This window comes from Bradyrhizobium sp. MI1.7, from assembly GCF_055811795.1.
Map to the genome: position 1 here is coordinate 68859 of NZ_JBVVPO010000015.1, position 26000 is coordinate 94858.

27 protein-coding genes, 1 tRNA gene and 1 pseudogene are annotated in these 26000 nt (G+C 64.2%); 16 read left to right on the top strand and 13 right to left on the bottom strand.

Features of this window, described 5'->3' with window-relative positions:
• Window positions 1-117: 117 nt before the first annotated feature.
• The 8 genes from AC0L3X_RS16425 (at window position 118) to AC0L3X_RS16460 (ending at window position 11074) form a co-directional block, all read left to right on the top strand.
• Window positions 118-1557, top strand: coding sequence for a sigma-54 interaction domain-containing protein (locus AC0L3X_RS16425; protein ID WP_063980066.1), 1440 nt, complete (start codon window positions 118-120; stop codon window positions 1555-1557).
• 345 nt (window positions 1558-1902) lie between these two features.
• On the top strand, window positions 1903-3087 hold the full coding sequence (locus tag AC0L3X_RS16430) for a substrate-binding domain-containing protein (RefSeq protein WP_063985950.1): 1185 nt from the start codon (window positions 1903-1905) through the stop codon (window positions 3085-3087).
• A 63-nt stretch (window positions 3088-3150) separates the two neighbouring features.
• On the top strand, window positions 3151-3915 hold the full coding sequence (locus AC0L3X_RS16435) for an ABC transporter ATP-binding protein (protein ID WP_028155337.1): 765 nt from the start codon (window positions 3151-3153) through the stop codon (window positions 3913-3915).
• A complete protein-coding gene (locus AC0L3X_RS16440) occupies window positions 3912-4634 on the top strand; it encodes an ABC transporter ATP-binding protein (protein WP_063980067.1) in 723 nt (240 codons plus the stop codon). The genes AC0L3X_RS16435 and AC0L3X_RS16440 overlap by 4 nt, the downstream gene beginning before the upstream one ends.
• A complete protein-coding gene (locus AC0L3X_RS16445; RefSeq protein WP_063980068.1) occupies window positions 4631-5641 on the top strand; it encodes a branched-chain amino acid ABC transporter permease in 1011 nt (336 codons plus the stop codon). Before AC0L3X_RS16440 ends, AC0L3X_RS16445 begins: the two co-directional genes overlap by 4 nt.
• Window positions 5638-6723, top strand: coding sequence for a branched-chain amino acid ABC transporter permease (locus tag AC0L3X_RS16450; RefSeq protein ID WP_028149341.1), 1086 nt, complete (start codon window positions 5638-5640; stop codon window positions 6721-6723). The genes AC0L3X_RS16445 and AC0L3X_RS16450 overlap by 4 nt, the downstream gene beginning before the upstream one ends.
• A gap of 174 nt (window positions 6724-6897) precedes the next feature.
• Entirely contained in the window at window positions 6898-10011 is a 3114-nt protein-coding gene (locus tag AC0L3X_RS16455; RefSeq protein WP_063980069.1) for a bifunctional diguanylate cyclase/phosphodiesterase, read from the top strand.
• Window position 10012: 1 nt separating this feature from the next.
• A complete protein-coding gene (locus tag AC0L3X_RS16460) occupies window positions 10013-11074 on the top strand; it encodes a sensor domain-containing diguanylate cyclase (RefSeq protein ID WP_063980070.1) in 1062 nt (353 codons plus the stop codon).
• Between the two features lie 35 nt (window positions 11075-11109).
• On the opposite strand, the gene AC0L3X_RS16465 is transcribed toward AC0L3X_RS16460, so the two are convergent.
• Window positions 11110-11559, bottom strand: coding sequence for a hypothetical protein (locus AC0L3X_RS16465; RefSeq protein WP_231145501.1), 450 nt, complete (start codon window positions 11557-11559; stop codon window positions 11110-11112).
• Between AC0L3X_RS16465 and AC0L3X_RS16470 the strand changes: the two genes are divergently transcribed.
• From AC0L3X_RS16470 to AC0L3X_RS16490, 5 genes are all read left to right on the top strand, one after another.
• Window positions 11452-12594 (top strand): MBL fold metallo-hydrolase, encoded by a 1143-nt coding sequence (locus AC0L3X_RS16470; RefSeq protein ID WP_231145446.1) that lies wholly within the window; start codon window positions 11452-11454, stop codon window positions 12592-12594. The two genes, AC0L3X_RS16465 and AC0L3X_RS16470, sit on opposite strands and share 108 nt — an antisense overlap.
• Window position 12595: 1 nt before the next feature.
• Window positions 12596-13507 carry a hypothetical protein gene (locus tag AC0L3X_RS16475; protein WP_283017878.1) on the top strand — a complete coding sequence of 304 codons (912 nt, stop codon included), beginning with the start codon at window positions 12596-12598 and terminating at the stop codon, window positions 13505-13507.
• A gap of 25 nt (window positions 13508-13532) precedes the next feature.
• On the top strand, window positions 13533-14252 hold the full coding sequence (locus AC0L3X_RS16480) for a metallophosphoesterase family protein (RefSeq protein ID WP_063980074.1): 720 nt from the start codon (window positions 13533-13535) through the stop codon (window positions 14250-14252).
• Window positions 14253-14355: 103 nt separating this feature from the next.
• A tRNA-Arg gene (locus AC0L3X_RS16485) sits at window positions 14356-14432 on the top strand.
• A 448-nt stretch (window positions 14433-14880) separates the two neighbouring features.
• Entirely contained in the window at window positions 14881-15813 is a 933-nt protein-coding gene (locus AC0L3X_RS16490; RefSeq protein WP_063980075.1) for a ferritin-like domain-containing protein, read from the top strand.
• A 25-nt stretch (window positions 15814-15838) separates the two neighbouring features.
• Here the strand turns inward: AC0L3X_RS16490 and AC0L3X_RS16495 are convergent, their stop codons facing one another.
• Entirely contained in the window at window positions 15839-16048 is a 210-nt protein-coding gene (locus tag AC0L3X_RS16495) for a hypothetical protein (RefSeq protein WP_014491045.1), read from the bottom strand.
• Between the two features lie 94 nt (window positions 16049-16142).
• A complete protein-coding gene (locus AC0L3X_RS16500; RefSeq protein WP_084794905.1) occupies window positions 16143-16586 on the bottom strand; it encodes a TspO/MBR family protein in 444 nt (147 codons plus the stop codon).
• Between the two features lie 43 nt (window positions 16587-16629).
• Between AC0L3X_RS16500 and dinB the strand changes: the two genes are divergently transcribed.
• A complete protein-coding gene (gene dinB, locus AC0L3X_RS16505) occupies window positions 16630-17730 on the top strand; it encodes a DNA polymerase IV (protein WP_063980076.1) in 1101 nt (366 codons plus the stop codon).
• Between the two features lie 123 nt (window positions 17731-17853).
• Here the strand turns inward: dinB and AC0L3X_RS16510 are convergent, their stop codons facing one another.
• The 3 genes from AC0L3X_RS16510 to AC0L3X_RS16520 form a co-directional block, all read right to left on the bottom strand.
• Window positions 17854-18147, bottom strand: coding sequence for a hypothetical protein (locus tag AC0L3X_RS16510; protein WP_063980077.1), 294 nt, complete (start codon window positions 18145-18147; stop codon window positions 17854-17856).
• A gap of 205 nt (window positions 18148-18352) precedes the next feature.
• Window positions 18353-18646 (bottom strand): DUF1330 domain-containing protein, encoded by a 294-nt coding sequence (locus AC0L3X_RS16515; RefSeq protein WP_028151136.1) that lies wholly within the window; start codon window positions 18644-18646, stop codon window positions 18353-18355.
• Between the two features lie 25 nt (window positions 18647-18671).
• Complete coding sequence (locus tag AC0L3X_RS16520; RefSeq protein ID WP_063980078.1) at window positions 18672-19361, bottom strand: DNA-3-methyladenine glycosylase I; 690 nt, start codon at window positions 19359-19361, stop codon at window positions 18672-18674.
• Between the two features lie 213 nt (window positions 19362-19574).
• Here AC0L3X_RS16520 and AC0L3X_RS16525 point away from each other — a divergent pair, with 213 nt between their 5' ends.
• Window positions 19575-20402 carry a metallophosphoesterase family protein gene (locus tag AC0L3X_RS16525; RefSeq protein ID WP_063980079.1) on the top strand — a complete coding sequence of 276 codons (828 nt, stop codon included), beginning with the start codon at window positions 19575-19577 and terminating at the stop codon, window positions 20400-20402.
• Here AC0L3X_RS16525 and AC0L3X_RS16530 read toward each other — a convergent pair.
• The 5 genes from AC0L3X_RS16530 to AC0L3X_RS16550 form a co-directional block, all read right to left on the bottom strand.
• The gene (locus AC0L3X_RS16530; RefSeq protein ID WP_063980080.1) at window positions 20341-20829 is read right to left on the bottom strand and encodes a Crp/Fnr family transcriptional regulator; all 489 of its coding nucleotides are present in this window, start codon (window positions 20827-20829) and stop codon (window positions 20341-20343) included. The genes AC0L3X_RS16525 and AC0L3X_RS16530 overlap by 62 nt on opposite strands.
• 76 nt (window positions 20830-20905) lie before the next feature.
• Window positions 20906-21442 (bottom strand): GNAT family N-acetyltransferase, encoded by a 537-nt coding sequence (locus AC0L3X_RS16535; RefSeq protein WP_063980081.1) that lies wholly within the window; start codon window positions 21440-21442, stop codon window positions 20906-20908.
• 121 nt (window positions 21443-21563) lie between these two features.
• Complete coding sequence (locus AC0L3X_RS16540) at window positions 21564-22304, bottom strand: di-trans,poly-cis-decaprenylcistransferase (RefSeq protein WP_063980082.1); 741 nt, start codon at window positions 22302-22304, stop codon at window positions 21564-21566.
• 27 nt (window positions 22305-22331) lie between these two features.
• Window positions 22332-22706 carry a winged helix-turn-helix domain-containing protein gene (locus AC0L3X_RS16545; RefSeq protein ID WP_063985952.1) on the bottom strand — a complete coding sequence of 125 codons (375 nt, stop codon included), beginning with the start codon at window positions 22704-22706 and terminating at the stop codon, window positions 22332-22334.
• On the bottom strand, window positions 22693-23310 hold the full coding sequence (locus tag AC0L3X_RS16550) for a hypothetical protein (protein ID WP_028155350.1): 618 nt from the start codon (window positions 23308-23310) through the stop codon (window positions 22693-22695). The genes AC0L3X_RS16545 and AC0L3X_RS16550 overlap by 14 nt, the downstream gene beginning before the upstream one ends.
• A gap of 204 nt (window positions 23311-23514) precedes the next feature.
• On the opposite strand from AC0L3X_RS16550, the gene AC0L3X_RS16555 reads away from it, so the two are divergent.
• Window positions 23515-24759: a S1C family serine protease gene (locus AC0L3X_RS16555; RefSeq protein WP_063980083.1), complete on the top strand. Its 1245-nt coding sequence runs from the start codon at window positions 23515-23517 to the stop codon at window positions 24757-24759.
• A 152-nt stretch (window positions 24760-24911) separates the two neighbouring features.
• Here AC0L3X_RS16555 and AC0L3X_RS16560 read toward each other — a convergent pair whose 3' ends face one another.
• Window positions 24912-25646: a DUF899 domain-containing protein gene (locus AC0L3X_RS16560; RefSeq protein WP_084795320.1), complete on the bottom strand. Its 735-nt coding sequence runs from the start codon at window positions 25644-25646 to the stop codon at window positions 24912-24914.
• 16 nt (window positions 25647-25662) lie between these two features.
• Window positions 25663-25995 (bottom strand): annotated as a pseudogene (locus AC0L3X_RS16565) (SRPBCC family protein); the annotation flags it as partial.
• Window positions 25996-26000: the final 5 nt, after the last annotated feature.

Consider the following 26000-nt stretch of genomic DNA (forward strand, 5'->3'; position numbering starts at 1 on the left):
CCCGGTCAAGCCGGGGCATGACAGCGGTGGGGGCGGCTCGCATCCGCAACACCCATTTCCCCCTTTGAAATTACTGCCCTTTTGCTAATACACGGGCGGACTTCCCTGAGGTACGCCATGCCCTCCTCCCCCGACGTCAGCGATCCCGCCTATGTCCGCGCGCGGGCGATGGTGACGCTGTTCGAGCGGCTGGAGCATCTGTGCGAGGGCGCGATCGCGATCGATCGCGGCGGGCGGGTGATCTACGTCAACGAGAAATATCTGGCGTCGCTGGGCCTCAAGCAGACCACCGAAGCGATCGGCCGGCCGATCGAGGAGATCATCCCGAACAGCCTGATGCGGAACGTCGCCGAGAGCGGCGAGCCGATCCTGCTCGACATCATGGAGCTCGGCGGCGAACAGCTCGTGGTGACGCGCATGCCGATCGAGGACGAGGACCGCAACGTCATCGGCGCGATCGGGTTCGTGCTCTACGACCACCTCGAGAGTCTCAAGCCGCTGCTTGCCCGCGTCACCCAGCTCGAGAGCGATCTGCGGCTGGCGCGGCGGCAATTGTCCAACGCCCGCGCGGCGCGCTTCACCCTTGCCGATTTCGTCGGCACGACAGCGGCGATCGCGCAGGCCAAGGAGTTCGCCAAACGCGCGGCGCGGCAGAGCGTGACCGTGCTGCTCACCGGCGAGACCGGCACCGGCAAGGAGCTGCTGGCGCAGGCGATCCACAATGCGTCCTCGCGCGCGGAAAAACCGTTCGTCAGCGTCAATGTCGCGGCGATCCCGGAAACGCTGATCGAGTCCGAATTCTTCGGCACTGCTCCGGGCGCCTATACCGGCGCCGACCGCAGGGGGCGCGAGGGCAAGTTCCGGATCGCCGATGGCGGCACGCTGTTCCTCGACGAGATCGGCGAGATGCCGCTGCAATTGCAGGCCAAGCTGTTGCGCGTGCTGCAGGAGCGCGAGATCGAGCCGCTCGGCTCGGACAAGATCAGCAAGGTCGACGTGCGCGTCATTGCCGCGACCAATGTGGATTTGCGCAAGCGCGTCAGCGACGGCGCCTTCCGCGCCGATCTCTACTACCGCCTCAACGTGCTCTCGATCGACCTGCCCCCTCTGAGAAAATGCCTCGACGATCTGCCCGACATCTGTGCGCGGCTGATCGAGGACATCAGCGCCTCCGGCGATTTCCTCAATGCCAGGATCACGCCGAGCGGATTGTCGGCGCTCGCGCGCTACGACTGGCCCGGCAACGTCCGCGAGCTCCGCAACATTCTGGAACGCGCACTGATCCTGAGCGATTCCGGGCGCCTGACCGGCGATGATTTCGTTCACATCCTGCCGGTCAGCGCGGAGGCCGGCCCTGGACCGGCGCCGCAGATGACCGGCTCGGTCGTCCCCTATGCCGAAGCCGAGGCGGAGTTCGAGAAGCAGACGCTCGAACATGCGCTCGCCGCCAGCAACGGCCAGATCTCGGAAGCCGCGCGGATGCTGCGCATCTCGCGCGCGACGTTCTACAAGAAGCTCGCCAAGTTCGGACTGGCGTCGGGATCGCCGCCTGTCTGACTTTCGAGACGGCACGTGTCCGGAGTCTCGGACTCCTGACACCGCCATATCGGCACTCGCCTGTGGCATTCGCGCGCGATCCGCCGCAATTTCAGGCATTCCCGCGCAAAACTCCGGATCTGGCGCAGGGCTTGCTCTGAGGCGGCCTGAGGAAACGCATGGGCTGATGTGAAGCCAGGGGATCGTTAACGCGAACTCATCGCGGCCTGCGACGATCCGGCACGCGCACGTCAAGAGACTGTCACATGAGCCTCGTGCAAGCTCCGCCGGAAGGTGGAATTGCAATGTATGCACACTTGTGCAAATCGCTGTGATCAAGGCAGTTCATTCAAGGAGGAAATCATCGTGCGTCGATCGCTCATTCTCACGGCAGCCATCCTCGGCCTGGCCGCGAACACCTCCGCGCAGGCCGACGACCTCAAGGTCGCGCTGATCTACGGCAAGACCGGCCCGCTCGAAGCCTATGCCAAGCAGACCGAAACCGGCCTGCAGATGGGTTTTGAATACGCCACCAAGGGCACCATGATGCTCGACGGCCGCAAGATCGTCGTCATCACCAAGGACGACCAGGGCAAGCCCGACCTGTCGAAAGCCGCGCTCGCGGAAGCCTATCAGGACGACAAGGCCGACATCGCGATCGGCACGACCTCGTCGGCCGCGGCGCTCGCCATCCTCCCCGTCGCCGAGGAGAACAAGAAGATCCTGATCGTCGAGCCCGCCGTCGCGGATCAGATTACCGGCGAGAAGTGGAATCGCTACATCTTCCGCACCGCGCGCAACTCGTCGCAGGACGCAATCTCGAACGCGGTCGCGATCGGCAAGCAGGGCGTCACCGTGGCCACGCTGGCGCAGGACTATGCCTTCGGCCGCGACGGCGTCGCCGCCTTCAAGGAGGCGCTCGCCAAGACCGGCGCGACGCTCGCCGCGGAAGAATACGCCCCGACCAACACCACCGACTTCACCGCGGTCGGCCAGCGCCTGTTCGACGCTCTCAAGGACAAGCCCGGCCGCAAGGTGATCTGGGTGATCTGGGCCGGCGCCGGCAATCCGCTGGCCAAGCTGCAGGACATGGACCCGAAGCGCTACGGCATCGAGCTCTCGACCGGCGGCAACATCCTGCCGGCGCTCGCGGCGTATAAGGGCCTGCCCGGCATGGAAGGCGCGACCTATTACTACTACGACATCCCGAAGAACCCGGTGAACGACTGGCTGGTCGCCGAGCACCAGAAGCGCTTCAACGCGCCGCCGGACTTCTTCACCGCGGGCGGTTTCGCCGCCGCGATGTCCGTCGTCGCCGCCGTCACCAAGGCGAAGTCGACCGACACCGAGAAGCTGATCACGGCGATGGAAGGCCTGGAGTTCGACACGCCGAAGGGCAAGATGGTGTTCCGCAAGGAGGACCATCAGGCGCTGCAGAGCATGTATCACTTCAAGGTCAAGGTCGATCCGAACGTCGCCTGGGCCGTGCTCGAGCCGGTACGCGAGCTGAAGATCGAGGACATGGACGTTCCGGTCCGCAACAAGCGCTGATATCGAATCCCCTCTCCCCGCCCGTGCGGGGAGAGGATCCTTCCCTATTCCAGAGTTATCCTCATGGCCCTGACGCTAGAGACGCGCGACCTCACCATCCGCTTCGGCGGCCATGTCGCGGTCAACAACGTCACCTGCACGTTCCGCCCCGGCGAGCTCACCGCCATCGTCGGGCCGAACGGCGCCGGCAAGACCACCTATTTCAACCTGATCTCGGGCCAGCTGCGCGCTTCACACGGCAGCATCCTATTCGACGGCACCGACATCACCCAACATTCCGCGCCGCTGCGCACCCGCGCGGGCCTTGGCCGCGCCTTCCAGCTCACCAACCTGTTTCCGAATCTCACCGTGGAAGAGAACGTCCGCCTCGCGGTGCAGGCGGCCAGCGGCACCCATTACGACATGCTGCGGCCCTGGATGGTCCGCCGCGACCTGATCGCCCGCGCCGATGCCATCCTCGACCAGGTCGCACTCGGCAATCGCCGCGGCGTCGCCGCCACTGCGCTGTCGCATGGCGACCAGCGCAAGCTCGAGGTCGCGCTGATGATCGCGCTCGAACCCAAAGTGTTCATGTTCGACGAGCCGACCGCGGGCATGAGCATCGACGAGGTGCCGGTCGTGCTGAACCTGATCGCCCAGCTCAAGCAGGACAAGAGCAAGATCATCCTCCTCGTCGAGCACAAGATGGACGTGGTGCGCTCGCTCGCCGACCGCATCATCGTGCTGCACAACGGACAACTTGTCGCCGACGGTCCGCCGGCCGAGGTGATCGCCTCACCGATCGTGCAGGAAGCCTATCTCGGCGTTGCTCCAAAGAGTGCCGCATGACAGATCTGCTCAAACTCTCCGGCGTGCACACGCATATCGGCCGCTACCACATCCTCCAGGGCATCGACCTCGCGGTACCGCAGGGCCAGACCACCATGCTGCTCGGCCGCAACGGCGCCGGCAAGACCACGACGCTGCGCACCGTGATGGGCCTGTGGCAGGCCTCCAGCGGCGAAATCACGCTCGCAGGCGAGCGCATCGAGAGCCGCGCCACGCCCGACATCGCGCGGCTCGGCGTCGGCTACGTGCCGGAGAGCATGGCGGTGTTTTCCGACCTCACGGTGAAGGAAAACCTGGTGCTGGCGGCGCGCGACGGGCCGCTCGACGATACCCAGCTCGACTGGATCTTCGGCTTCTTCCCCGCGCTGCGCCGGTTCTGGCTGTCGCGCGCGGGAAGCCTCTCGGGCGGACAGAAGCAGATGTTGTCGATCGCGCGCGCCATCGTCGAGCCGCGCAAGCTGCTGCTGATCGACGAGCCGACCAAGGGGCTGGCGCCCGCGATCGTCATGGCACTGATCGAGTGCCTGAAGGAGATCGAGCGCAAGGGCGCGACGATCCTGATGGTCGAACAGAATTTCTTTGCCGCCCGCGAGCTCGGCGACAACGTGCTGGTCATGGACAACGGCACCATCGTCCATCGCGGCGAGATGGCGGCGCTCGCCGCCGACGTGCCGCTGCAGGAGCGGCTGCTCGGCCTGAGCCTGGAGGCGCATCAGTGACTGAACTCGCCGCAAATGATCCACTGCCGAAGCCGAAGCGCGATCTCGCGCCGATCCTGCTGCCGGTCGCACTGGCGCTTGCGATGATTCCCCTGGTGGGGTCACCCAGCACCTGGCTGACGCTGACCGCCGCGAGTCTCGCCATGGGCATGATGATCTTCATCATGGCTTCGGGGCTGACGCTGGTGTTCGGCCTGATGGACGTGCTCAATTTCGGCCACGGCGCCTTCATCGCCGTCGGCGCCTATGTGGCAACCCTCGTGCTGGCGCCGTTCGCGGCCTCGATGCAGGCGGATTCGCTGTGGACGAACCTCGCGGTGCTGGCGCCGGCAGCGCTGCTGTCGATGGCGGTGTCCGGCGCGCTCGGCCTGGTCGTCGAGCGCGTGCTGATCCTGCCCGTCTACGGCCAGCACCTGAAGCAGATCCTGATGACGACGGGCGGCCTGATCGTCGCCGAGCAGACGCTCTATGCGCTGTGGGGACCGCAGATCATCCCGACACCCTTGCCGACCTCGCTGCGAGGCTCCTTCATCCTCGGCGACGTCGCGATCGCCAAATACCGTGTGCTGGCGATGCTCGTCGGCCTCGCGGTCTTCATCGCGATCCAGCTCGTGCTCAACCGCACCAAGCTCGGCCTGCTGATCCGCGCCGGCGTCGAGAACCGCGAGATGGTCGAGGCGCTCGGCTATCGCATCCGCCGCCTGTTCCTCGGCGTGTTCATGACGGGATCGGCGCTCGCCGGCCTCGGCGGCGTGATGTGGGCGCTGTATCGCGAGCAGGTCCACGCCTCCATGAGCGACGACCTCACCGTCTTGATTTTCATCGTCGTCATCATCGGCGGCCTCGGCTCGATCGGCGGCTGCTTCATCGGCGCCATCCTGGTCGCGATGGTGGCCAATTACGGCGGCTTCCTGGTGCCGAAACTCGCCCTCGTCTCCAACATCCTGCTGATGGTCGCCATTCTGATGTGGCGGCCGCGCGGCCTCTATGCGGTGACCAGCCGATGATGCTCCTGTCAGGCGATCCGCCGAAGAGCCGCGTGCTCACGCTCCTCCTCATCGTCATCATCCTGGCGCTGGCGGCGACGCCGTTCCTGTTCCCGGGTGCCAAGGCGCTGAACGTCGCGGCCAAGATCTGCGTCTTCGCCGCGCTGGTCGCCTCCTACGACCTCCTGCTCGGCTATACCGGCTCGGTGTCGTTCGCCCACACCATGTTCTACGGCATCGGCAGCTACGCCATCGCGATCGCGCTGTACGGGATGGGCCCGAACTGGGCCGCGGTCGCGACCGGCATCGTCGTCGGCCTGCCGCTCGCGGCGCTGCTCGCGCTCGCGATCGGCCTGTTCTCGCTGCGGGTGGCCGCGATCTTCTTTGCCATGATCACGCTCGCGGTCGCCTCCGCCTTCCAGGTGCTGGCTTCGCAGCTCTCCTGGCTGACGGGCGGCGAGGACGGGCGCAGCTTCCAGCTGCCGGAATTGCTGCGGCCCGGCACGGTGCTGATCTCCAAGAACCTGTTCGGATTCGAGATCAACGGCCGCATCCTCACCTTCTACCTGGTGTTCGCCGTCTCAGCCCTGATGATCCTCGCTCTGTTGCGTGTCGTGAACTCGCCGTTCGGACGCGTGCTCCAGGCGATCCGCGAGAACCGCTTTCGCGCCGAGGCGCTCGGCTTTCGCACCGTCTTCCACCTGACCTACGCCAACTGCCTCGCCGCGCTGGTCGCCGCCAGCGCCGGCATTTTGAACGCGCTGTGGCTGCGCTATGCCGGTCCCGACACCTCGCTCAGCTTCTCGATCATGCTGGACATTCTGTTGATGGTGGTGATCGGCGGCATGGGCACGATCTACGGCGCGATCATCGGCGCCACCATCTTCATCCTCGCCCAGAACTATCTGCAATCGCTGATGGGCGTCGCCTCCAAGGCGGCGAGCGAAGCCGGCCTGCCGTTGCTGCCGGGGCTGCTGCATCCCGATCGCTGGCTGCTGTGGCTCGGGCTGCTGTTCATCGCCAGCGTCTACTTCTTCCCGACCGGCGTCGTCGGACGTCTGCGCAACGCCGGCCGCGACAAGAGCGCGGGCGCTTCGCATTAAGCTGCGGTTAATGATGCAGCGCAGCGGTTGTGATGGGCACGGCACAACCGCGACGTGATTCCCGCCCCACTGCATACGGGCGCGGCTGCACAACCGGATTAATGCTTAGGTAACTGGCTTTCCTAAGGTTTGCGCCATTTGTGCGGTGTATTCCTGTCCTTCCAGGGAGGGGGAATGCGCCAGGTCTTTTCCACGGTGACAGCCGGAATGTCATCAGCCGCGACCAACGGCTGGGCGGCCTTGGCGCGGCGTGGTCCTGTCCTCTGGCTGACCCTGTGCGGCGTGTTGCTGGTCGCCGGGATCTTCGCCGTGACCGCCATGGCCGTCGGCGAATTCCGCGAGCGCACCCTGGCCAACCGCGAGCGCGAGCTGGAAAACACGGTGCAGCTGATCGCACGGCACTTCGATCAGCAATTCCAGGATTCCGACGTCGTCGCCGCCGACCTGATCGGGCAGATGAACCTGCCGGAGATCACCTCGCCGGCGATGTTCCGCGAGCGCATGTCCGGGCTCGCGACGAATCAGATGCTGCGGAGCAAGATCAGCTCCGTCTCCTATCTCGGCGACATCGCGATCTACGATGCCGACGGCGAGCTGATCAACTGGTCGCGGGCCGAGCCGCTGCCCAAGATCAACGTCTCCTCGCGCGCCTATTTCCAGACGTTCAAATCCGATCCGATGGCCGAATCGGTCATCCTGGAATCCGTCCGCAGCTTCATCATCGGCAAATGGACCACGATCGTCGCGCGGCGGCTGAGCGGCGCGGACGGCAGCACCTTCCTCGGCGCCATGGTCCGGCGGATCGATCCGGACAGCTACCGGCAGTATTTCGCTTCTGTCGCGCTTGCCGAGGGTACGGCGATCTCGCTGTTCGATCGCGAAGGCAAGATGCTGGCGCGCTATCCACATGTCGAAGAGCTGATCGGCAGGAATTTCAAGGACGCGCCGCTGATGCGCAAGATGCTGGCCGAGGGCGGCCGGCACACGCTGCGCGTCAAGGGTCCGATCGACGGCGAGGACCGCCTCGGCTCGGGGGCCTCGCTGTCGCATTTCCCGCTGGTCATCGTCGCGACCAACACCACGAGCGCCGCGCTGGCCGACTGGCGTCAGCAGACCGGCTTCATGGTCACCACGGCAACGCTTTCGGCGATCGTGATCGCATTGATCCTCTTCCTGATCATCCGCCAGATCAGCCGGCAGAACCGGGAAGCCCAGGAGCGGATCGAAGCGGAACGGCTCCGGCTCGACACCGCCCTGAACAACATGTCGCAAGGGCTGATCCTGTACGACGCCGCCGGATTTATCGTCACCTGCAACCGCCGCTACTCCGAGATGTTCGGCCTGTCCGACGACATCATCAAGCCCGGCTGTCACATCCGCGAGGCGATGCAGCATCGCAAGGAGCGTGGCACGTTCGGCGGCGACGTCGAGACGTTTTGCACCGATGTGATGCGGGTCGTCGCCGAGGGCAAGGTCTCCAGCAGGATCCACGAACTGCCCAACGGCCGCGCCTTCCAGGTCATCAACACCCCGCTGGCGCAGGGCGGATGGGTCGCCACGATCGAGGAAATCACCGAGCGGCGCAATCTGGAGCAGGAGCGCGACCGCAACTACATGTTCCTGCGCGAGATCATCGATCACATCCCCTCGCAGATCACGGTGAAGGATGCCCTGACGCGGCAATATCTGCTGGTCAACCGGACCGCCGAGGAGCAGTTCGGCCAGTCGGGTGACGTCATCGTCGGCAAGACTCCTTTCGACATGTATCCGGAGGCCGCCGCCAGGATCGTCAACGACGACGACAGCAAGGCGCTGCAGGCGCCCGGGGGATTGTTCAAGGACGAGCACACCTGGCAGAGCCAGACCAAGGGACCGCGCTACATCACCTCGACCCGGATCGGCATTCGCGACAAGTCCGGCGAGCCGCGCTACCTCATCAGCGTCGTCGAGGATGTCACCGAGCGGCGGCGCGCCCACGAGAAGATCGCGCATATGGCGCATTACGATGCGCTGACCGACCTGCCGAACCGCACGCTGTTCCGCGAACAGATCGAGCGCGAGCTGGCGAAGGTCGCCGGCGGCGAACAGTTCGCGCTGCTCTATATCGACGTCGACGAATTCAAGGGCATCAACGATTCGCTCGGCCATCACGTCGGCGACGAGCTGCTGAAGGCGATCGCGACCCGGCTGCGCGGCTGCCTCAAGAAGAGCGACCTGATCGCGCGGCTCGGCGGCGACGAATTCGCCGTGATCCAGACCGGAATCCAGTCCTCTGCGGACGTGCTATCGTTCGTGACGCGGATCTACGAGGCGATCCGCCAGCCCTATCACTGCCTCGGCCATCAGCTCTCCACCGACGCCAGCATCGGCATCGCGCTGGCGCCGCAGGACGGGACCGATCTCGACCAGCTCATCAAGCACGCCGATCTTGCGATGTACGGCGCCAAGGCCGAAGGACGCCGCACCCATCGCTTCTTCGAGCCGGAGATGGATGCGAGCGCCAAGGCGCGCCTGACCATGGAGCAGGATCTGCGCCAGGCGCTGGTGAATGGCGGCTTCGAGATCCACTACCAGCCGCTGGTCGACCTGAGCACCAACGACGTGTCGGGCTGCGAGGCGCTGCTGCGCTGGCGGCATCCCGAACGCGGCTGGGTGTCGCCGGCGGAGTTCATTCCGATTGCCGAGGATACCGGCCTGATCAACGAGCTCGGCGACTGGGTGCTGCGCATGGCCTGCAACGAGGCCGCGACCTGGCCGGCGCATGTGCGGATTGCGGTCAACGTCTCGCCGGTGCAGCTCAAATGCGACACGCTGGCGCTGCGGATTGCCGGCGCACTCGCCGCCTCCGGGCTCTCTCCCTCCCGGCTCGAGCTCGAAATCACCGAGGCCGTGCTGATCCGCGACGACGAGGCCGCGCTCTCGATCCTGCACCAGCTCCGGTCCATCGGCGTGCGCATCGCGCTCGACGATTTCGGCACCGGCTATTCCTCGCTGAGCTATCTGAAGCGCTTCCCGTTCGACAAGATCAAGATCGACCGCTGCTTCGTCGCCGACATCGCGGAGACCAGCGGCGCGCCAGTGATCGTGCAGGCGGTGGTGAACATCGCCGCGGCGAGCCACATGACCACCGTCGCCGAGGGCGTCGAGACCGAGGCGCAGCGCGAGATGCTGCGCGCGCTCGGCTGCACGGAGATGCAGGGTTATCTGTTCAGCAAACCGAAGCCGGCCGCCGAGGTGCGAAAGCTGTTCGGTCCGAACGATGCCGCGCCGGTGGCGGCGGTGGCCTGAGATGGCGAAGCCGAGGAAAACGTCAGCGAAAGGCGTCGACGTCGCGGATTCCTATGCCGTGCGGCTGATGCAGCATCTGGTGGTGCCGACCTTCGTGATCGACCCCAAGCGCCGCGTCGTGATCTGGAACAGAGCCTGCGAGCGGCTGACCGGCGTCCCCGCCGCGGAGGTGATCGGCACGACGAAACACTGGCAGGCCTTCTACGAGACCCGGCGCCCCTGCCTCGCCGACCTGGTCGCGCTCGACCGTCCCGAGCAGCTGCCGGAGTTTTATTCGGAATATGCCGCACGCGGCCACAACGGGCTCGGCTTTTCCGCGGAGAACTGGTGCGTGATGCCCAAGCTCGGCAGCCAGCTCTATCTCGCGATCGACGCTGGCCCGATCCACGACGAGGCCGGCCAGCTGATCGCCGTGGTGGAGACGCTGCGCGACCTCACCGATCAGAAGCGCGCCGAGATGGCGCTTAAGGAGCTCGCCACCAAGGACGGGCTGACCGGCCTGTCGAACCGGCGCGCCTTCGACCAGATGCTGATGAGCGAATGGGCCCGCGCCCAGCGGACGCAGAAGCCGATGGCGCTGCTGTTCGTCGACGTCGATCATTTCAAGCTGTTCAACGACCGGCACGGCCACCAGAGCGGCGACGAATGCCTGCGCGCGGTCGCTGATGTCGTCAGCCGCCATGCCGTGCGCCCGCTCGACCTCGCCAGCCGCTATGGCGGAGAAGAGTTCGCGCTGATCCTGCCCGACGTGGATTGCGATGCCGCCTGCGCCATCGCCGAGGAGATCCGCCGTGCCGTCATGGCCTTGCGGATCGCTCATGGAGCTGTTGACGCCGGCGACCACGTCACCCTCAGCGTCGGCGTCGCAAGCCATATTCCCACTGAGGCCGACGGCAGCCCCGACCGGCTGCTGGGTGCGGCCGACGAGGCGCTCTATGCGGCAAAACGGCTCGGCCGCAACCGCGTCATCTGCTCCGAACGCCTGCTTGCCGAATTCGCGCACGCCGATCGCGGCTCGCCCGGGATTCAAGTCGCCGCCAATCGCCGGTCCAGCCGGGGCTGACGTTCATCCCACCGAAGGTTCTATTGCGTTCGGCCTCACCAGCAGGTGATGTTGCGCCGGAACAACACGGACATTTTCTTCTCGAAAAGCCGCAATTTCTCGGGCGCTCGTTTGAATATAGATATGTCGTTGCCTGGAGCCGTATTCGCTTTGAAATTTCCCCGCCCATCTCGCAGTGCCCTCCCCTCCGCCAAAAACGCCATCGCCTGGTCGCGAGTCACGGCCGAACCCGGCTCGGCCGCCAAGACCAACCGCTGATGACCGAAGCAGCCGGTTCGTTTCGCGGACGTGTCCACCGCGGAACGCAGCAAATTGGTGGCACCTGCATCGAGCTCGAGGCCGCGGGCGAGCGAATCCTGCTCGACCTTGGCCTTCCGCTGGATGCCGACGGCGCGTCCGACGATCTTCTCCCGCCTGTGGCCGGGCTTCGCGTCGAAGATCCAACCCTGCGTGCGGTTGTCCTGTCGCACGGACACGGCGATCATTGGGGTTTGCTCCCCCTGTGCAGACCCAATGTCCCCCTCGCCATGGGCGCTGCGACCGCGCGCATCATGTGTGCGGCAGCTCCTTTCGTGCCCAACGCCTTCGTGCCCAATGTTTCATTCGAGCTGAACGATCGCAGAACCTTCCAGATCGGCCCGTTCAGCATCACGCCCTATCTTGTCGATCACTCGGCCTATGATGCCTATGCGCTGCTGATCCAGGCTGCCGGCCGGCGTCTGTTCTACAGCGGCGACATCCGTGCGCACGGTCGCAAGGGCGGTCTGTTCGAGCGATTGGTGAGCCATCCGCCCCGCGGTATCGACACGATGCTGATGGAGGGGTCGAGCCTCGGCCGTCTCGACGAGCACACGCAATTCCCGACGGAGGACGACATCGAGGCGAGGCTGACCGAGAGTTTTGAGCAGCCAGGCTTCGTCATCCTCTCGGCGTCCGCGCAGAACATCGATCGCATCGTCAGTATCTATCGCGCCTGCAAGCGCAGCGGCCGGACGCTGCTGCTGGACCTCTATGCGATGGAGATATTGCGGGCCACTGGCAACGAGCGCTTGCCGAACGCCGGCTGGCCCAATTTGTCGGTCTATGTGCCGGAATATCAACGGCGGCAGATCGCAAGGAAAAAGCGCTTCGACCTGCTGGATCCCTACAAATCCGCACGGATCTACCGCGAGCGCATCACCGAGATCGCCGATCGCACCGTGATGCTGTTTCGCCCGGCGATGGCCGACGACGTGGAGACCGCAAATCTCTGGCCCGGCACCAGAGCGATCTGGTCGCAATGGGACGGATATCTGAAGGACGGTCCTGGCGCCAGACTGAAGGCGGATCTCGCGACACGCGGCGTTCCCATCGAGATCATCCACACCTCGGGCCACGCCAGCATCCTGGATCTCAAGCGGCTCGCGAACGCAATACAGCCGGACAGGCTCGTGCCCGTTCACACATTCGAAGGCGACAGTTTCTCCAGATATTTTGACAACGTCACGCGACGCAGCGATGGCGAATGGTGGGAGGTATGAGATGAGCTTCAGACGCGGAATCCGGGGCGACGACTTTCGCAAGGCACTCGAGACACTCGCCCAGCAGGATGGCTGGTGGAAAGACGTTCTCGCCGATCCCACACTCATCATCGGCATTCGGGACGAGTACCTGAACGTCTACTGGCAGGGGCAATCCATCTTCAAAGTGTCATTCAAGGGCGGGAAGGTGACCGCCTCGACGCACGAGAAATATCTGCTGAATCCGGACTTGAAGGATCAGGTCTCGCTGGTCGAGGGGAAGTTCGCCTTCGGCAACGCCGAGCCAAGAATGCTGACGCGCGACTACGAAGGCGCAGAGACGCTGGCGAAGCTCAAAAGGGCCGCATCGCCCTATTCCGGACAGGAGAAGGAAGGCGTCCACGAGATCGCGACGTCCAATCTCTCCGTCGTCGACGTCGAGATTGCGATCAACGCATCCGGCGTCCCCGGCATCAAGCGGAACCTCCCCCGCATGGACCTGGCGAACTTCGAAACGACGGCGACCAGCGTGGATCTAGTGTTCTGGGAGGCCAAGACGTTCAGCAACCCCGAGCTGGAGAACGGCGATATTGTCGGTCAGATCGCGGACTATCAGAAGGTGATCGACCTTCACAAGACGGAGATCGAAGACAGCTATCGATGCGTTGCGAATAATCTGGCCGGCATGGCGAAATGGAGCAACGGACATCGCAATGTGGCTGCGGCGATCCGCGCTGTTGCGGACGGGGCCAAGCTCAACGTGAGCAGCGCCAATGTCGGGCTGCTCGTGTATGATTTCACCGCGGTTCAACGCGATCGCAAGGACAAGGACGGCAAGGCGCTGAGCGACAGAGTGATTGAATCGCTCGCGAAGGTGGGCGTGGGTCCGGAGCGGATCAGGCTCAAAGGCACGACAAAGGGTCTCACCATCTAAGTTGGCACGCGGGAGAAACCTGGCTTTGCATCTTCCCGAGCACGAAGAACTCACCTTCGCGATCGGCGACATCCACGGCTGCTTTGACAAGCTGACGTCGCTGCTCGCCGCGTGCGAGGAGCTTCGCGGCGAGCGGAGCGCGCAGTTTGTGCTTGTCGGAGACTATATCGACCGGGGACCCCAAAGCCGCGAGGTGATGGATTTTCTCGTCGGCAGCGAAGGGAAGCAGGACCGCCCCTTCGTCTGTCTGCGGGGCAACCATGAGGAGATGCTGCTTCGCGCGGCCGACATGGAGCGCACCGACCGCGACCTCATGAATTGGTGGGGCAACGGCGGCGAGCAGACGCTCGACAGCTACGGGATCGACGATCCCGCCGATCTGCCGAGCGAGCATCTCGACTGGATACGCGCGCTTCAGCTGACGAAAATCGAGCATGGGCGGCTGTTCGTCCATGCTGGACTACGGCCGGACGTGCCGCTGGCGTCACAATCCGAGCGAGACTTGCTGTGGATCCGGGAACCCTTCCTGTCGTCGGATCACGACCACGGGCTTTTCGTTGTCCATGGTCATACGCCGGTCCGGTCCGGGACACCTGATCTGCGAGCCAACCGGTTGAATCTGGATACCGGCGCCTGCTTTGGCGGCCCGCTCACCGCGGCCGTGTTCGCCACCTCGGAGACGGGCCCGTTGATGTTCGTGACCGATTCCGGCGAGATCTCGGGACCGGCCGCCCTCCGGGATTGAAGAGCGAAGCATAAGACCAGGAATTGGGCGATGCCGGGCGTCCGGGCACGGGCAAAGCGGAGGTTGCCCACCCCCCGCCAATCGGCTAAATGAACCTCGACTAGCACCCGTAGCTCAGCTGGATAGAGCGTTGCCCTCCGAAGGCAAAGGTCACACGTTCGAATCGTGTCGGGTGCGCCAGTCTCCCTACTCTTTACCGAGACTGTGTGCCGGACCGAGACTGTGTGCCGGCTTTTGACGCTGTGACGGCACCATCCATCAAATGTTGCGGCTCGCAATCTGGCCTTCGCAACGTCGCGCGCGCGTCCGGCTAAGCACGTCGAATGGAAAAGCGGTCACAAATCTCTGACCAACGGCGCAATTGATTGCACCCTTAAATTGTACTATTGTTCATGGGTTGCGGAAAATGAGCCCGATCGCGGCACGTTTCTGGTCGCGATCATCGGGGCAGGTCCGATTGTAGGCGTGATGTCGCAGACCGATATCCGGTTATTGTCGGACTGAATCACCCCAGGAGCGCTCGTCCCGCAAGCAATGAGCCAACACGGAACCTGCTTGACGACGTCGATCCAGTGGCGGCGCCAGGAACAGGGCTTCGCAATCAACCGAGTCGGGAGGGGTGCTTCAGATGAAAACCATCGCCCAGTTCGTCGAGGATCGCATTACGACGCTTTCCGACCTGAAAGACGCACTCCAGACCGCGATGCAATTGGAGTTCTCCACCATCCCGCCTTATCTTTGCGCGCAATGGTCGATCAACAGCGACCCGGGCGGTGTCGGCGGTATGATTCAGGACATTGTGGTGCAAGAGATGTATCACTTTGCCCTGGCAGGCAACATGCTGACCGCGATCGGCGGCGTGCCATCCATTGCCAATGCGACCTTCATTCCGAGCTACCCGACCAATGTCCTGCCCGGAGAAATTCTGCAAAAATTGCCCGTTGATCTGAAGCCGCTTACGCCAGATCAAGTTCAGGTCTTCATGCAGATCGAGTATCCGGAATTTCCACCGGTTGCGCTCGCCGCAAGAACGGGACCTGCGACGATTGGTGATTTCTACGATGCGATCGCCGAGGGTTTCACCACAGTCAATCCCGCGATCAATGCCAGCGCTTTCGCGGTCAATTCGGGGGAAGCAACGCCGATCAAGAGCATCGCCGATGCGCAGGCGGCGATCCTGCTGATCAAGGCCGAAGGTGAAGGTACGGAAGGCTCTCCTAACCAACCCCCAACCGGCAATGCAACATTCGCCCACTATTATGTCTTCAAGGAAATCTACACCGAGAAAACGCTGGTGCAGGATGCGGCTGGCCATTGGAGCTTTACGGGAGCACCAATCCCGTTTCCGACCTGGTTCGATTTTCAGCAATCGACCGTCACACCGAGTCCGTCGCTTGCGTTCAATCAGGCCCTGTCGCAGCTCTTGATCGGCCTTCAAACGTGCTGGACAAGCGGTACAAGACCCAGCATCGGCGCCATGTTCACACTTCAGTCGCTTGGCACGGACCTCATCCAGCAGGGCATTCGTCCTGAGTTCCTATGGGCGCCTCCGTCGGCATGAACTCCGGATCTGCCGCCTGCCTCCCTCACGTCAGCATCGAGATGATCGACTGGATCTGATCGGAGGCGGACGTCACCAGGGCGTCATACGACGTATGACCGTGCGCGGCAGCCTTCAAAATGCATTCGGCGACAGCGGCTTTCAGACCGAACACCGACTGATCGGCCGGTACGCTCGCCATCACGGTCTCGAGGGCCTGGCGCATGGTCTGAATGAGCTCGGAGCTGTATTGCATTGGCTGTCCTCCGCGCTCCTATATAGGAACGCGTGCCTAGGCTCGCCACTCACGAGCCTGAGATTGCTCTTTGATGAACCTTGGACAAATCGCCTCAATTCAAGCGCCAGATGGCCGCATTGAGCAGGCCGGCAAAGGCGACCCAGGCTGCATAAGGTATGAACAACGCGGCGGCCAGCCTGTCCCGTGACGTCTCGAGACTGATGTAGGTCACGATCGCGACGAACAGGCAAATGAGTATGACGAGCGCGGCTCCGATCTGGTGCATCGTGAACATCACCGGAGACCAGACGAAATTGAGGGCCAGTTGCGCGGCCCAGACCTGCATCGCTCGACCCGGCGGCTCACGGCGAAAAGTCCGCCAGCCCGCAACCGCGATCATGATGTAAAGGATAGTCCACGCCACCGGGAACGCCCAGTTCGGCGGCACGAAACCCGGCTTGGCAAGGGCCGCATACCACTCTCCCGGAAGATTGGTCGCGCCGATCAGCCAGCCGATGCCGACCACACCGACGACGAAGACCAACAACTGAAGCATCCATCACCTCGCGCTTCTCTTCGGGCAATTGTATCATCGTTCCATGAGCGAATCCGGCACGGTGACTGGCGAGGCCACGCCCGTCCGCAAGATCATCCATATCGACATGGATGCCTTCTATGCGTCCGTGGAGCAGCGCGACAATCCGGAGCTGCGCGGCAAGCCGGTCGCCGTCGGCGGCTCCGCGGAACGCGGCGTCGTCGCGGCCGCGAGCTACGAGGCCCGCAAGTTCGGTGTTCGCTCCGCGATGCCGTCGGTGACCGCGAAGCGGCAATGTCCCGACCTGATCTTCGTCAGGCCGCGCTTCGAGGTCTACAAGGCGATCTCCAAGCAGATCCGCGACATCTTTGCCGAGCACACGCCAATCATCGAGCCATTGTCGCTCGACGAGGCCTATCTCGACGTGACGGAGAATTTGCAAGGCATCCCGCTGGCGCGGGACGTCGCCTTGCGGATCCGTGAGAAGATCAAGGCCGAGACCGGCCTCAACGCTTCGGCGGGCATCTCCTACAACAAATTTCTTGCAAAGCTCGCCTCCGATCATCGCAAGCCCAACGGTCAGTTCGTGATCTCGCCGGAGATGGGACCCGCCTTCGTCGAGACGCTGCCCGTCGGCAAGTTCCACGGGATAGGCCCGGCGACCAGCGCGAAGATGAACGCGCTCGGCCTGTTCACCGGCCTCGACATCCGCAACCAGACGCTGGAGTTCATGAATGCGAATTTCGGCAAGTCGGGCGCCTATTACTACTGGATCTCACGCGGCGTCGACGAGCGACCGGTCCGGGCCAACCGGATCCGCAAGTCGATCGGCGCGGAGACGACGTTCTCGACCGACCTCGACGAATACGGCGCGCTGGCCGCCGAGCTCAAGCCGCTTGTCGACAAGGTCTGGCGCCATTGCGAGACGACCGGCAACCGCGGCCGGACCGTCACCCTGAAGATCAAATTCGCCGACTTCGAGATCATCACGCGCAGCAGGTCCGTCACGGCGCCGGTTGCAGGCCGGGACGATCTGGGGCGGCTGGCCTGCGGCTTGCTCGAAGCCGAGATACCGCTACCCAAGCGCGTCAGGCTGCTGGGGGTGTCGCTGTCTGCCCTCCAGGACGGCGACGATGCGGAGCCGCAGCTGACTTTCGGTCTTTGAACCAGGCTGGAAAGGCCCTCCGCGAACGCGAGATCCTTGTCCGCGGCGCGGCTCCAAACCAGCCATGGAAGGTGGCGGGATTTTCAGACCCGCCACCGATGAAGGCCGATCCGCTCGGGCCAATCAATGCCTCACATGCTCGAACACGACGATCACACCCGTCGGCTCCGGCTCATGGGCCATCAGGCGCGTGAGGTCGGCATCGCTCCAGTTGGCGAGGCTGACGACTTCGCCGGTCTGGCGCTCAGCGCCGACCGACGGCGTCGGCTCGAGCACCTTCAGGCCCGTTTCGTCGACGAAGAAGGTGTGTTCGCCGAACATGCTGTTGAGCTGCGGCATGGCGGGATGTTCGTCGGGCAGCACCTGGGCGCCGAGTTGGTTGACGGTCTGCTTCACCTGTTCGGATGTGAGCTTCATGCGCTGCTCCGTTTCTGTCGTGCCGGGTTTCAGTGAGTTGAGCCAAAACGGGCGTTCCCTGCGCCTGTGTCGCCTGGCTCAAATTCCCGAACGGGTGTTGCGCACGAATGTTCCGGAAAAATGCATTTCGTGATCGCGAGTTTCATCTGCCGCGCTCACGGCACGGGACCGCCACACGAAGCACACGATCCGCCTGTCGATGCCGCTATTCGGCGGCTTCGACGATCCGGATGTCGCGGTCGGCGCCGTCTCCGAGCAGGTCGTGAGCGGCCTTGTAGGCGGGACTTTCATACGCCGCCCTGGCGCGCTCGACGCTATCGAACTCGATGAGAACGACGCGTTCCATCAGGCCGTGCTCGTAGGCCGCAACCGGCATCCCGCGCGCGAGCACGCGTCCACCGGCGGCCTCGATGGCCGGACGCGACAGCTTGGCGTAGGCCGCCATGGCGTCGGGGCTCTTGATCGCGCGGTAGGTGGCAACCCAATAGGCTTTTGCCATTTTTATTCTCCTGGTTTCTCGTGACTTAGTGCTCGCCTCGGTTCTCGCCAACCGAGAGCGCGCAGATGCGTGACAGATATGTGTATGGCAGACCGGTCTCCTCGGCCCAGGCGTTGAACTGTGCCTGCACTTTTGCGAGATCGCCCTTTGATTTGACCTCTTCGGCGATGTCGAGGCCGGCATCGCGCAGGCAGGCGACGACATCCCTGGAGGTGACAAAACCATCCCAGCCGACGAAGCGCAGCAGCATCTGCCCGGTGTTGCCGCCGAGCCGGCTGCCGCGCTTCGTCAGGAGATCGAGCAGGCCGACCTCGTTGGATGGCGGCCATTTCGCCAGAAACTTGCCGAAGCTGCCGTGCTCTTTTGCGATCTCCTGGACGAAGCTGGCGTTGTCGCGCACCGACATGATCTTGGCGCCGTTGCGCACGATGCGCGCGTCGCGCACGAGGCCCTCCCAATAGTCCTCCGGCTGGAAGGTGAGCTTGGCCGGCTGGAAATGCAAAAACGCCGCTTCAAAGCCGTCCCATTTCGAATCGATCACGCTCCAGGCAAAGCCCGCGCAAAACACCCGCCTGGTCATCTCGGCGAGGATGCGATCGTCGCCGAGCTTGGCGAGCCCCTTCAGGTCGGGCTTTTCGGGCATCAGCTTGTCCAGCGCCTTGGGGCCGCCCTTGCGTTTCTCGGCGCGGGCACGAATGGTCTTGAAGGAGGTCATGCGGATACGGGCGTTTGAGGATGCGCCACGACATCAGAATTCGATGACACGGTCCAGCCCTGCGGCGCCCGGTCACTTGCGCACGCCAATGCGCCGCAGCATGCTGCCGGCCATTGGCTTGACGAAGAGAGGCAGCCATTCTGGTCTGCTTCTTGCTTTGTAATTAACGTTTTGGAATTCCCAGACCTTTTCAAACCCGCCCACGGATTTTCAATGCGCTGCCTGGTCGTGGCCGATTTGCACTACTCGCTGCCGCAGCTCGACTGGCTGGTCAGCGCGGCACCGCAGTTCGACCTCGTGATCTTCGCCGGCGATGCGCTCGACATCGGCTCGGTGGTGGATTTTCGCGCGCAGATCGTGGTGGTGAAGAAATACCTCGCGTTGCTCGCGGCGCAGACCCGCGTGATCCTCTGCTCCGGCAATCACGACCTCGACGAGCGCAATGCGGAGGGCGAAAAGATCTCGCGCTGGATCTCCGAGGTGCGGGAGCTCGGGATCACTTGCGACGGCGGCAACCTCACCATCGGCGACACGCTGTTCACGGTGTGCCCGTGGTGGGACGGCCCGCTGGTCAAGCAGCGCATCGTCGAACAGCTGCGCGACGCCGCCGAAAGCCGCCCGCAGCACTGGATCTGGGCGCATCATGCGCCGCCGGCGAATTCACCGACCAGCTGGGGCGGCAAGCGTTTCTTCGGCGACGTCGATCTGGTGCAATGGATCATGCAGTATCAGCCGTCGATGGTGATCTCGGGCCATGTGCACCAGTCGCCCTTCGTCGCCGACGGCTCGTGGTTCGACCGGCTCGGCCAGACCTGGGTGTTCAACGCCGGCCTGCAACCGGGACGGCCGCCGACGCATATCGTGCTGGATCTCGCTGCGGACAAGGCGTTCTGGCTGGCAGCGGGCGAAGCGCAGTGGATCGACCTCGGCGCACCGCTGAAGCGGCCCGCAAACACCATCGAGGAGCCGCCGGACTGGCTCACATCCTTGGATCGGATTGCCGATCCGAGCCTGGCGACACCTCGAGCGGCGGCAGGTTGATCATGCTCTGGAGCACCTCGCCGACCATGGCGAGATGCGTGCCGTGGCCAGCATATTGCCGCTTGAGATCGGCGAGATAAGTGTTGGCGACGTTGAGCCGCTGCGCCAGCGTGCGCGCGAGCAGCAGCGCGACCTCGGGCCGCTGGATGAGGAATGACGCCGCGTCCTCGAACTCATAGATGACGGAATCCGAGCTGGCCCGCACCGTCGCGGTGTGCGGCAGCCCGAGCAGCACGGACATCTCGCCGAACACGGCGCCGGGCTCGGTGATGGTCGCGACCACCGTGTCGCTCTTGAGCACCTCGAGCCTGCCCTCGACGAGCACGTAAAGATGGCCGCTGCTGGTGCCGCCCTCGGTAACGACCGACGTGCCGGCCATGACCTGCCGCTCCGTTCCGCCGGTGCAATGATCCAGAACTGCGCGCATCGCCGAAGCTCCCATCGCTGGGGAAATCCAGGCGATACTAGAGCACGATCCGTGCCAGGCGGCAACGCGCGGACGGCTACCGCGACAGGCGCTTTGCGAGGTGAACCGACTGCCAGTCTCCGAGACCGGTATCCCGGAAGCCCGCCTTCTTCGCCAGACCACGCATCTCGGTATTTGTCCGCGCCGTCTCCGCGGCGATCATCTCGTGGCCAAGATCGGTCGCCCGCGTCTCCATCGCCGTCATCATCTGCAAGCCGAGGCCCAGGCGCTGGAACGCATCGGCGACCGAGATGGCAAACTCGCCATGCCGTGCAGCCGCATCATAGGCGTAGTTCGCTTCGCCGATGATGGCGTGCTGCCCGTCCTGCCTGACTTCGGCGAGCAGGGTGAAATGACCGGGACGGCCCGTCTTCGCCACGCATTCGGCAGCGACCAGGGCGAAGTCGGTACGCGCGCCCATGAAGCGCTTGTTGCGCGACGTCGTGGACAGGCCGGTGAAATAAACCGACAGGTTCTCGACATCGGATACGCTGGCGGTCCTGATGCAGACCATGCCCTTCGCTTCGGCCAGTTCGACCGGCTCGACGACGGCTCCCGGAAACAACAGTGACATGCGTGATGCTCTCGGCAGGTTGCGTGGCTCGCACACCTAACCGAGGCCGCGCTTCCGCGGCTTGGACACCACTGCCAATCATGCGGCTGAAAACGAACAGCTCGTTGTCCCGTGCCGTGCATCACACACGGGAGAGTGACGGCACCTCGTCGGGCATGATCGCCTGGAGGCCGCCGAAGCGGCGCTCGCGGCCGTGGAAGGACGCCAGAGCCGCGGAGAGATCGCCCGCGTCGAATTCGGGCCACATCCGCTCGGTGAAGTGCAGCTCGGCATAGGCGCCTTCCCAGAGCAGGAAGTCCGACAGCCGCTTCTCGCCGGAGGTGCGGATGATGAGATCGACGTCGCGAAGGCCGGCTTCGCCGGTAACGAGCTGCGAGAAGGCTTCGCGGGTGAGGCTCGTCAATGCCGCCGCCTTCGCTGCGGCGTTGAGGATCGCGTCGCGCGCGGAATAGTCGACCGCAATGCGCAAGTGAAGCGCGCTGCCGTGCGCGGTGGCGTCTTCCGCGCGCGCGATCGCATTGGCGATGCCGTCGGGCAGACGGTCGCGGCGGCCGATCACGGTGAGGCGCACGCCGTTCCTGGCGAGGCTCTGCACCTCGTTGGCGAGATAGAAGCGCAGCAGCGTCATCAGCGCGGCGACTTCGGTTTTCGGCCGTCGCCAATTGTCGGTGGAGAAGGCGTAAAGTGTCAGCGTCCCGATGCCCTGCTTGGGTGCGGCCTCGACGATGCGGCGGATCGCCTCCACGCCGGCCTCGTGGCCGCGCAGGCGCGACAGGCCGCGGCGCGTCGCCCACCGGCCGTTGCCGTCCATGATGATGCCGACGTGAAGCTTCTCGTTGCGAGAGGTCATGTCGCTTTGCATTGCAAAGTCTCCGGTCAAAAAGGGGGATCAGGTCGAGATGATACCGAGACGGCCGAGCGGCGGCGCGTCGCGGCCGGCGGCCTTGGCGGCGTCGCGCACCAGCCGCTCGAGCACGGCGAGATAGTCGAGGAAGCGGCGGCGGCCCGCCTTGGTCAGGCGGCAGGTCGTGTGCGGGCGGTTGCCCTCATAGCCTTTGGTCACCTCGACGAGGCCGGCCTCCTGGAGCACGGCGAGATGCCGGCTGAGATTGCCGTCGGTGAGGCCGCAGAGCTGCTTGAGGTCGGCGAACGCCAGACCCTTCGGATGCGCCATCAGCGAGGTCAGAAGCCCGAGCCTCGCCTTCTCATGGATGACGCGGTCGAGCCCTTCATAGGAGAAGGGTGCGCTGTCAGTCTTCGACATCATGGTCTCCGGACGCGAAATACAGAATGCCCGCCATCACCGACTGCCCGATCACGAAGGGCAGCCCCATGGTCCACGGCGATAGCGTGTGAGTCCGGCTCGCGAGCACCACGACCGCGAAGCCGGAAATAAAATACCAGGCGCCGGCGAGCGCGACGGTGCGCGGCAGCGAGCGGACGGAAGCGAAAATGCCGAGCGACACCAGAATCTGCCACAGGCCGGGCAACAGCCACAGCGTCTCGCTCGCGAACTTCCACATCACCACCGCGAGCAGCACGCCGGCGACGCCCGCGGGCAGGAACTGCTCGACCGCCTGATGGATCATGGCATCGGCCAGGCCGGAATGATGACGGCGCGAGCGTGCGCGCATCTCGATGCCGATCATCAGGACGGAGAGCACCGCGGCCATGAACCAGCCGAAGAAGAAGCCGACCGGCTCGCTGGTGGGATCGCCGAGCAGCCAGAATTGGAGGATTGCGGTGAGAAGCGCGACGGCGCCCGTCGCAGCGATCGTCGCCGGGCCGTAGCCGCGGAACGCCGTGCCCGCCGCAATCTGGTTGCGGATCGCCACGATGTCGGCCAGTGCCTTGTCGAGATCGCGCATTGGCAACGCCAAAACCCCGCTCCGCCCAATTAACCGGGACCGCCCGTCCCGTCACTTTGTATCGCAAAGTATATAGCACCGCAAAGTAAAGGCAAGCCCGGAAGTCGCAGCCGGATGGTTCGATCCGCACAAACAACTGTCGGTTGCGCCGCACGACCTCGGCCGGATAAGATGGCTTCAAAAGCATTCCGGGGGGAAGGAAGTATGTGGCTTAAGTCATTTGTCGTCGCGTCTCTGTTGCAGGCGAGCGTCGCCGGCATCGCGCATGCGAAAGGACCATTCGGCAGCGTCAATGTCGGCAACTGGATCGGCGGCGCCTTCAGCAATGACGAGACGGGCGCCTTCTCGCATTGCGCCGCGACGACGCCTTATGCGAACGGCGTCATCCTCGTCGTGAGCCAAAATGCCGCCGGCACATGGTCGCTCGCCTTTGCGAGTCCCAGCTACCGCTTCAACAAGGGCGAGAACGCCGCGATCGACGTGACCTTTGACGGGCAGGAGCAAGCCAGGCTGTTCGCCACGGCGTACCAGCCCAACATGCTCACGGCCATCATGCCGGTCAATGTTGTGCGTACGTTTCAGAAGGCGAGCCTGATGGTGGCGACGGCCGGCCGCGCCGTTCTGAATTTCGATCTGACCTCGACCGGGCCGGTGATCGCTGCATTGGCCAATTGCGTGACCAAGGTAAAAGCCGACGGGCTCGACAAGGCCGGCGACTTCACCAAGATCGCCGCCAAGCCGCAGCCTGCGCCGGACAAGCAGGCGCCGCCGGCCGGCGGCAAAGTTGCCAGAGCCAAGACCGGCACCGGCTTCGTGGTCAGCGCGAACGGCCACGTCGTCACCAACAACCATGTGATCGACGGCTGTGTCGGCGACATCAAGGGCAACCTCACCGGTGAGGCCGCGATGGTGCTGCGCGTCGTGTCGAGCGACGTCAACAACGATCTCGCTTTGTTGCAGGCGCCGTCGATGACGACATTCAAGGACTTTGCGCGGATCCGCGATCGCTCGATCCGCTCCGGCGATTCCGTCATCGTAATCGGCTTTCCCTTCCATGGCTTGCTCACGTCGGACTTCACCGTGACGACCGGTATCGCGAGCTCGCTCAGCGGCATGCGCAACGACACGCGTTTCCTGCAAATCAGCGCGCCGGTGCAGCCCGGCAATAGCGGCGGCCCGCTGTTCGACACCACCGGTCAGATCGTGGGCGTGGTCACCGCAAAGATCCCCGCACTGCGCATCGTCGCTGCGACCGGCAACATTCCGGAGAACATCAACTTCGCCATCAAGACCGGCATGCTGCGCGACTTCCTCGACAATTCCGTGGTGCCCTACCAGACCGCCGAACCGAAGGGCGAGCTCAAGACCACCGACATCGCCGGCAACGCGCGGCCGTACACGATGCTGATCTCGTGCAACGGCACGGAGCAGGCCGACGCGAAGCGGTAGACTGCGCTTCAGCCTCCGCTGTCATGCCCCGCGAAGGCGGGGCATCCAGTACGCCGCGGCTTCTAGATTCGACACGACCGTCTCGGAGTACTGGATCGCCCGGTCAAGCCGGGCGATGACACCGTTGGTGTGGGCACAGCGCACCCGCCCCCTCACCCGTGGCAGCACGCTCCCTTCGCCTGCGGCTCGTACTGGTCGCGCAGGCGGACCCAGTCCATCGGATAGGGCAGGCCGCCCTCGTGACGACCGAGCGGGGTGAGGTCGAGATACTGATAGGCCGCGTTCATCATGTCGAGACCGCGCGCGAAGCATGAATAGGTATGGAAGATCTCGCCGGCCTCGTTGCGGTAGAACACGCTGATACCGGGCAGCTCCGGACCGTAGAACGGCGTGGTGCCGAAATTATATTTGGGCACGCCCTTGTCGATCTGCTCGCGCGTGAACGAGACCTCGTAGTCGTAGTTGAAGTCGTTGCTTCCTGACGAGACCCAGTCGAAGGTCCAGCCCATCCGCTTCTTGAAGGCCTCTAGCTTGGCGCTAGGTGCCAGCGAGATCGCAACCGTGGAGGTGTCGCGCGCGGCGAGGTGCGGCACCATGCGATCGAGACCGTCGGCCCAGAACGAGCAGCTCTTGCATGCGGCCTCCCAGTCGGGTGCAAACATCACATGCTGCACCACGAGCTGCGGGCGCCCCCCGAAGAGATCGCCGAGCGTCACCTTGCCGTTCGGTCCGTCGAACACATAGTTCTTGTCGACCTTCACCCAGGGCAGCGCGCGGCGCTGCTCGGCGAGGCGCTCACGGGCCTGGCTGAGCTCCTTCTCATGTGCCAGGTGGGCCTTGCGGGCCGCGATCCATTGCTCGCGCGAGACGATCTGATGTTGCTGCACGGTATCCTCCATGGTGTCAGGCGACGAAGGCGTCGAGCTTGTCGAGGAACGAACTCCAGCCGCGCTGGTGATTGTCGCGTGCGGTTTCGTCGAAGAACTGGGCGTGATGGAAGATCATCAGCGTGCCGGCGCTATCGGGCTTCAGCGTGATCGTCACCAGCGATTCGCGCTCCGGCGTCGAATGCCAGGCCCAGGTGAACACCAGCCGCTCGTTCGGCACGACCTCGCGATAGATGCCGCCGGCCTCGAAATATTCGCCGTCGTCACCAGTGAAGCTGATGCGGTAACGGCCACCGGTACGGACATCGAGCTCGGCGTCCAGCGTCGCCGGCTTCATGTTCGGCGGCCCGAACC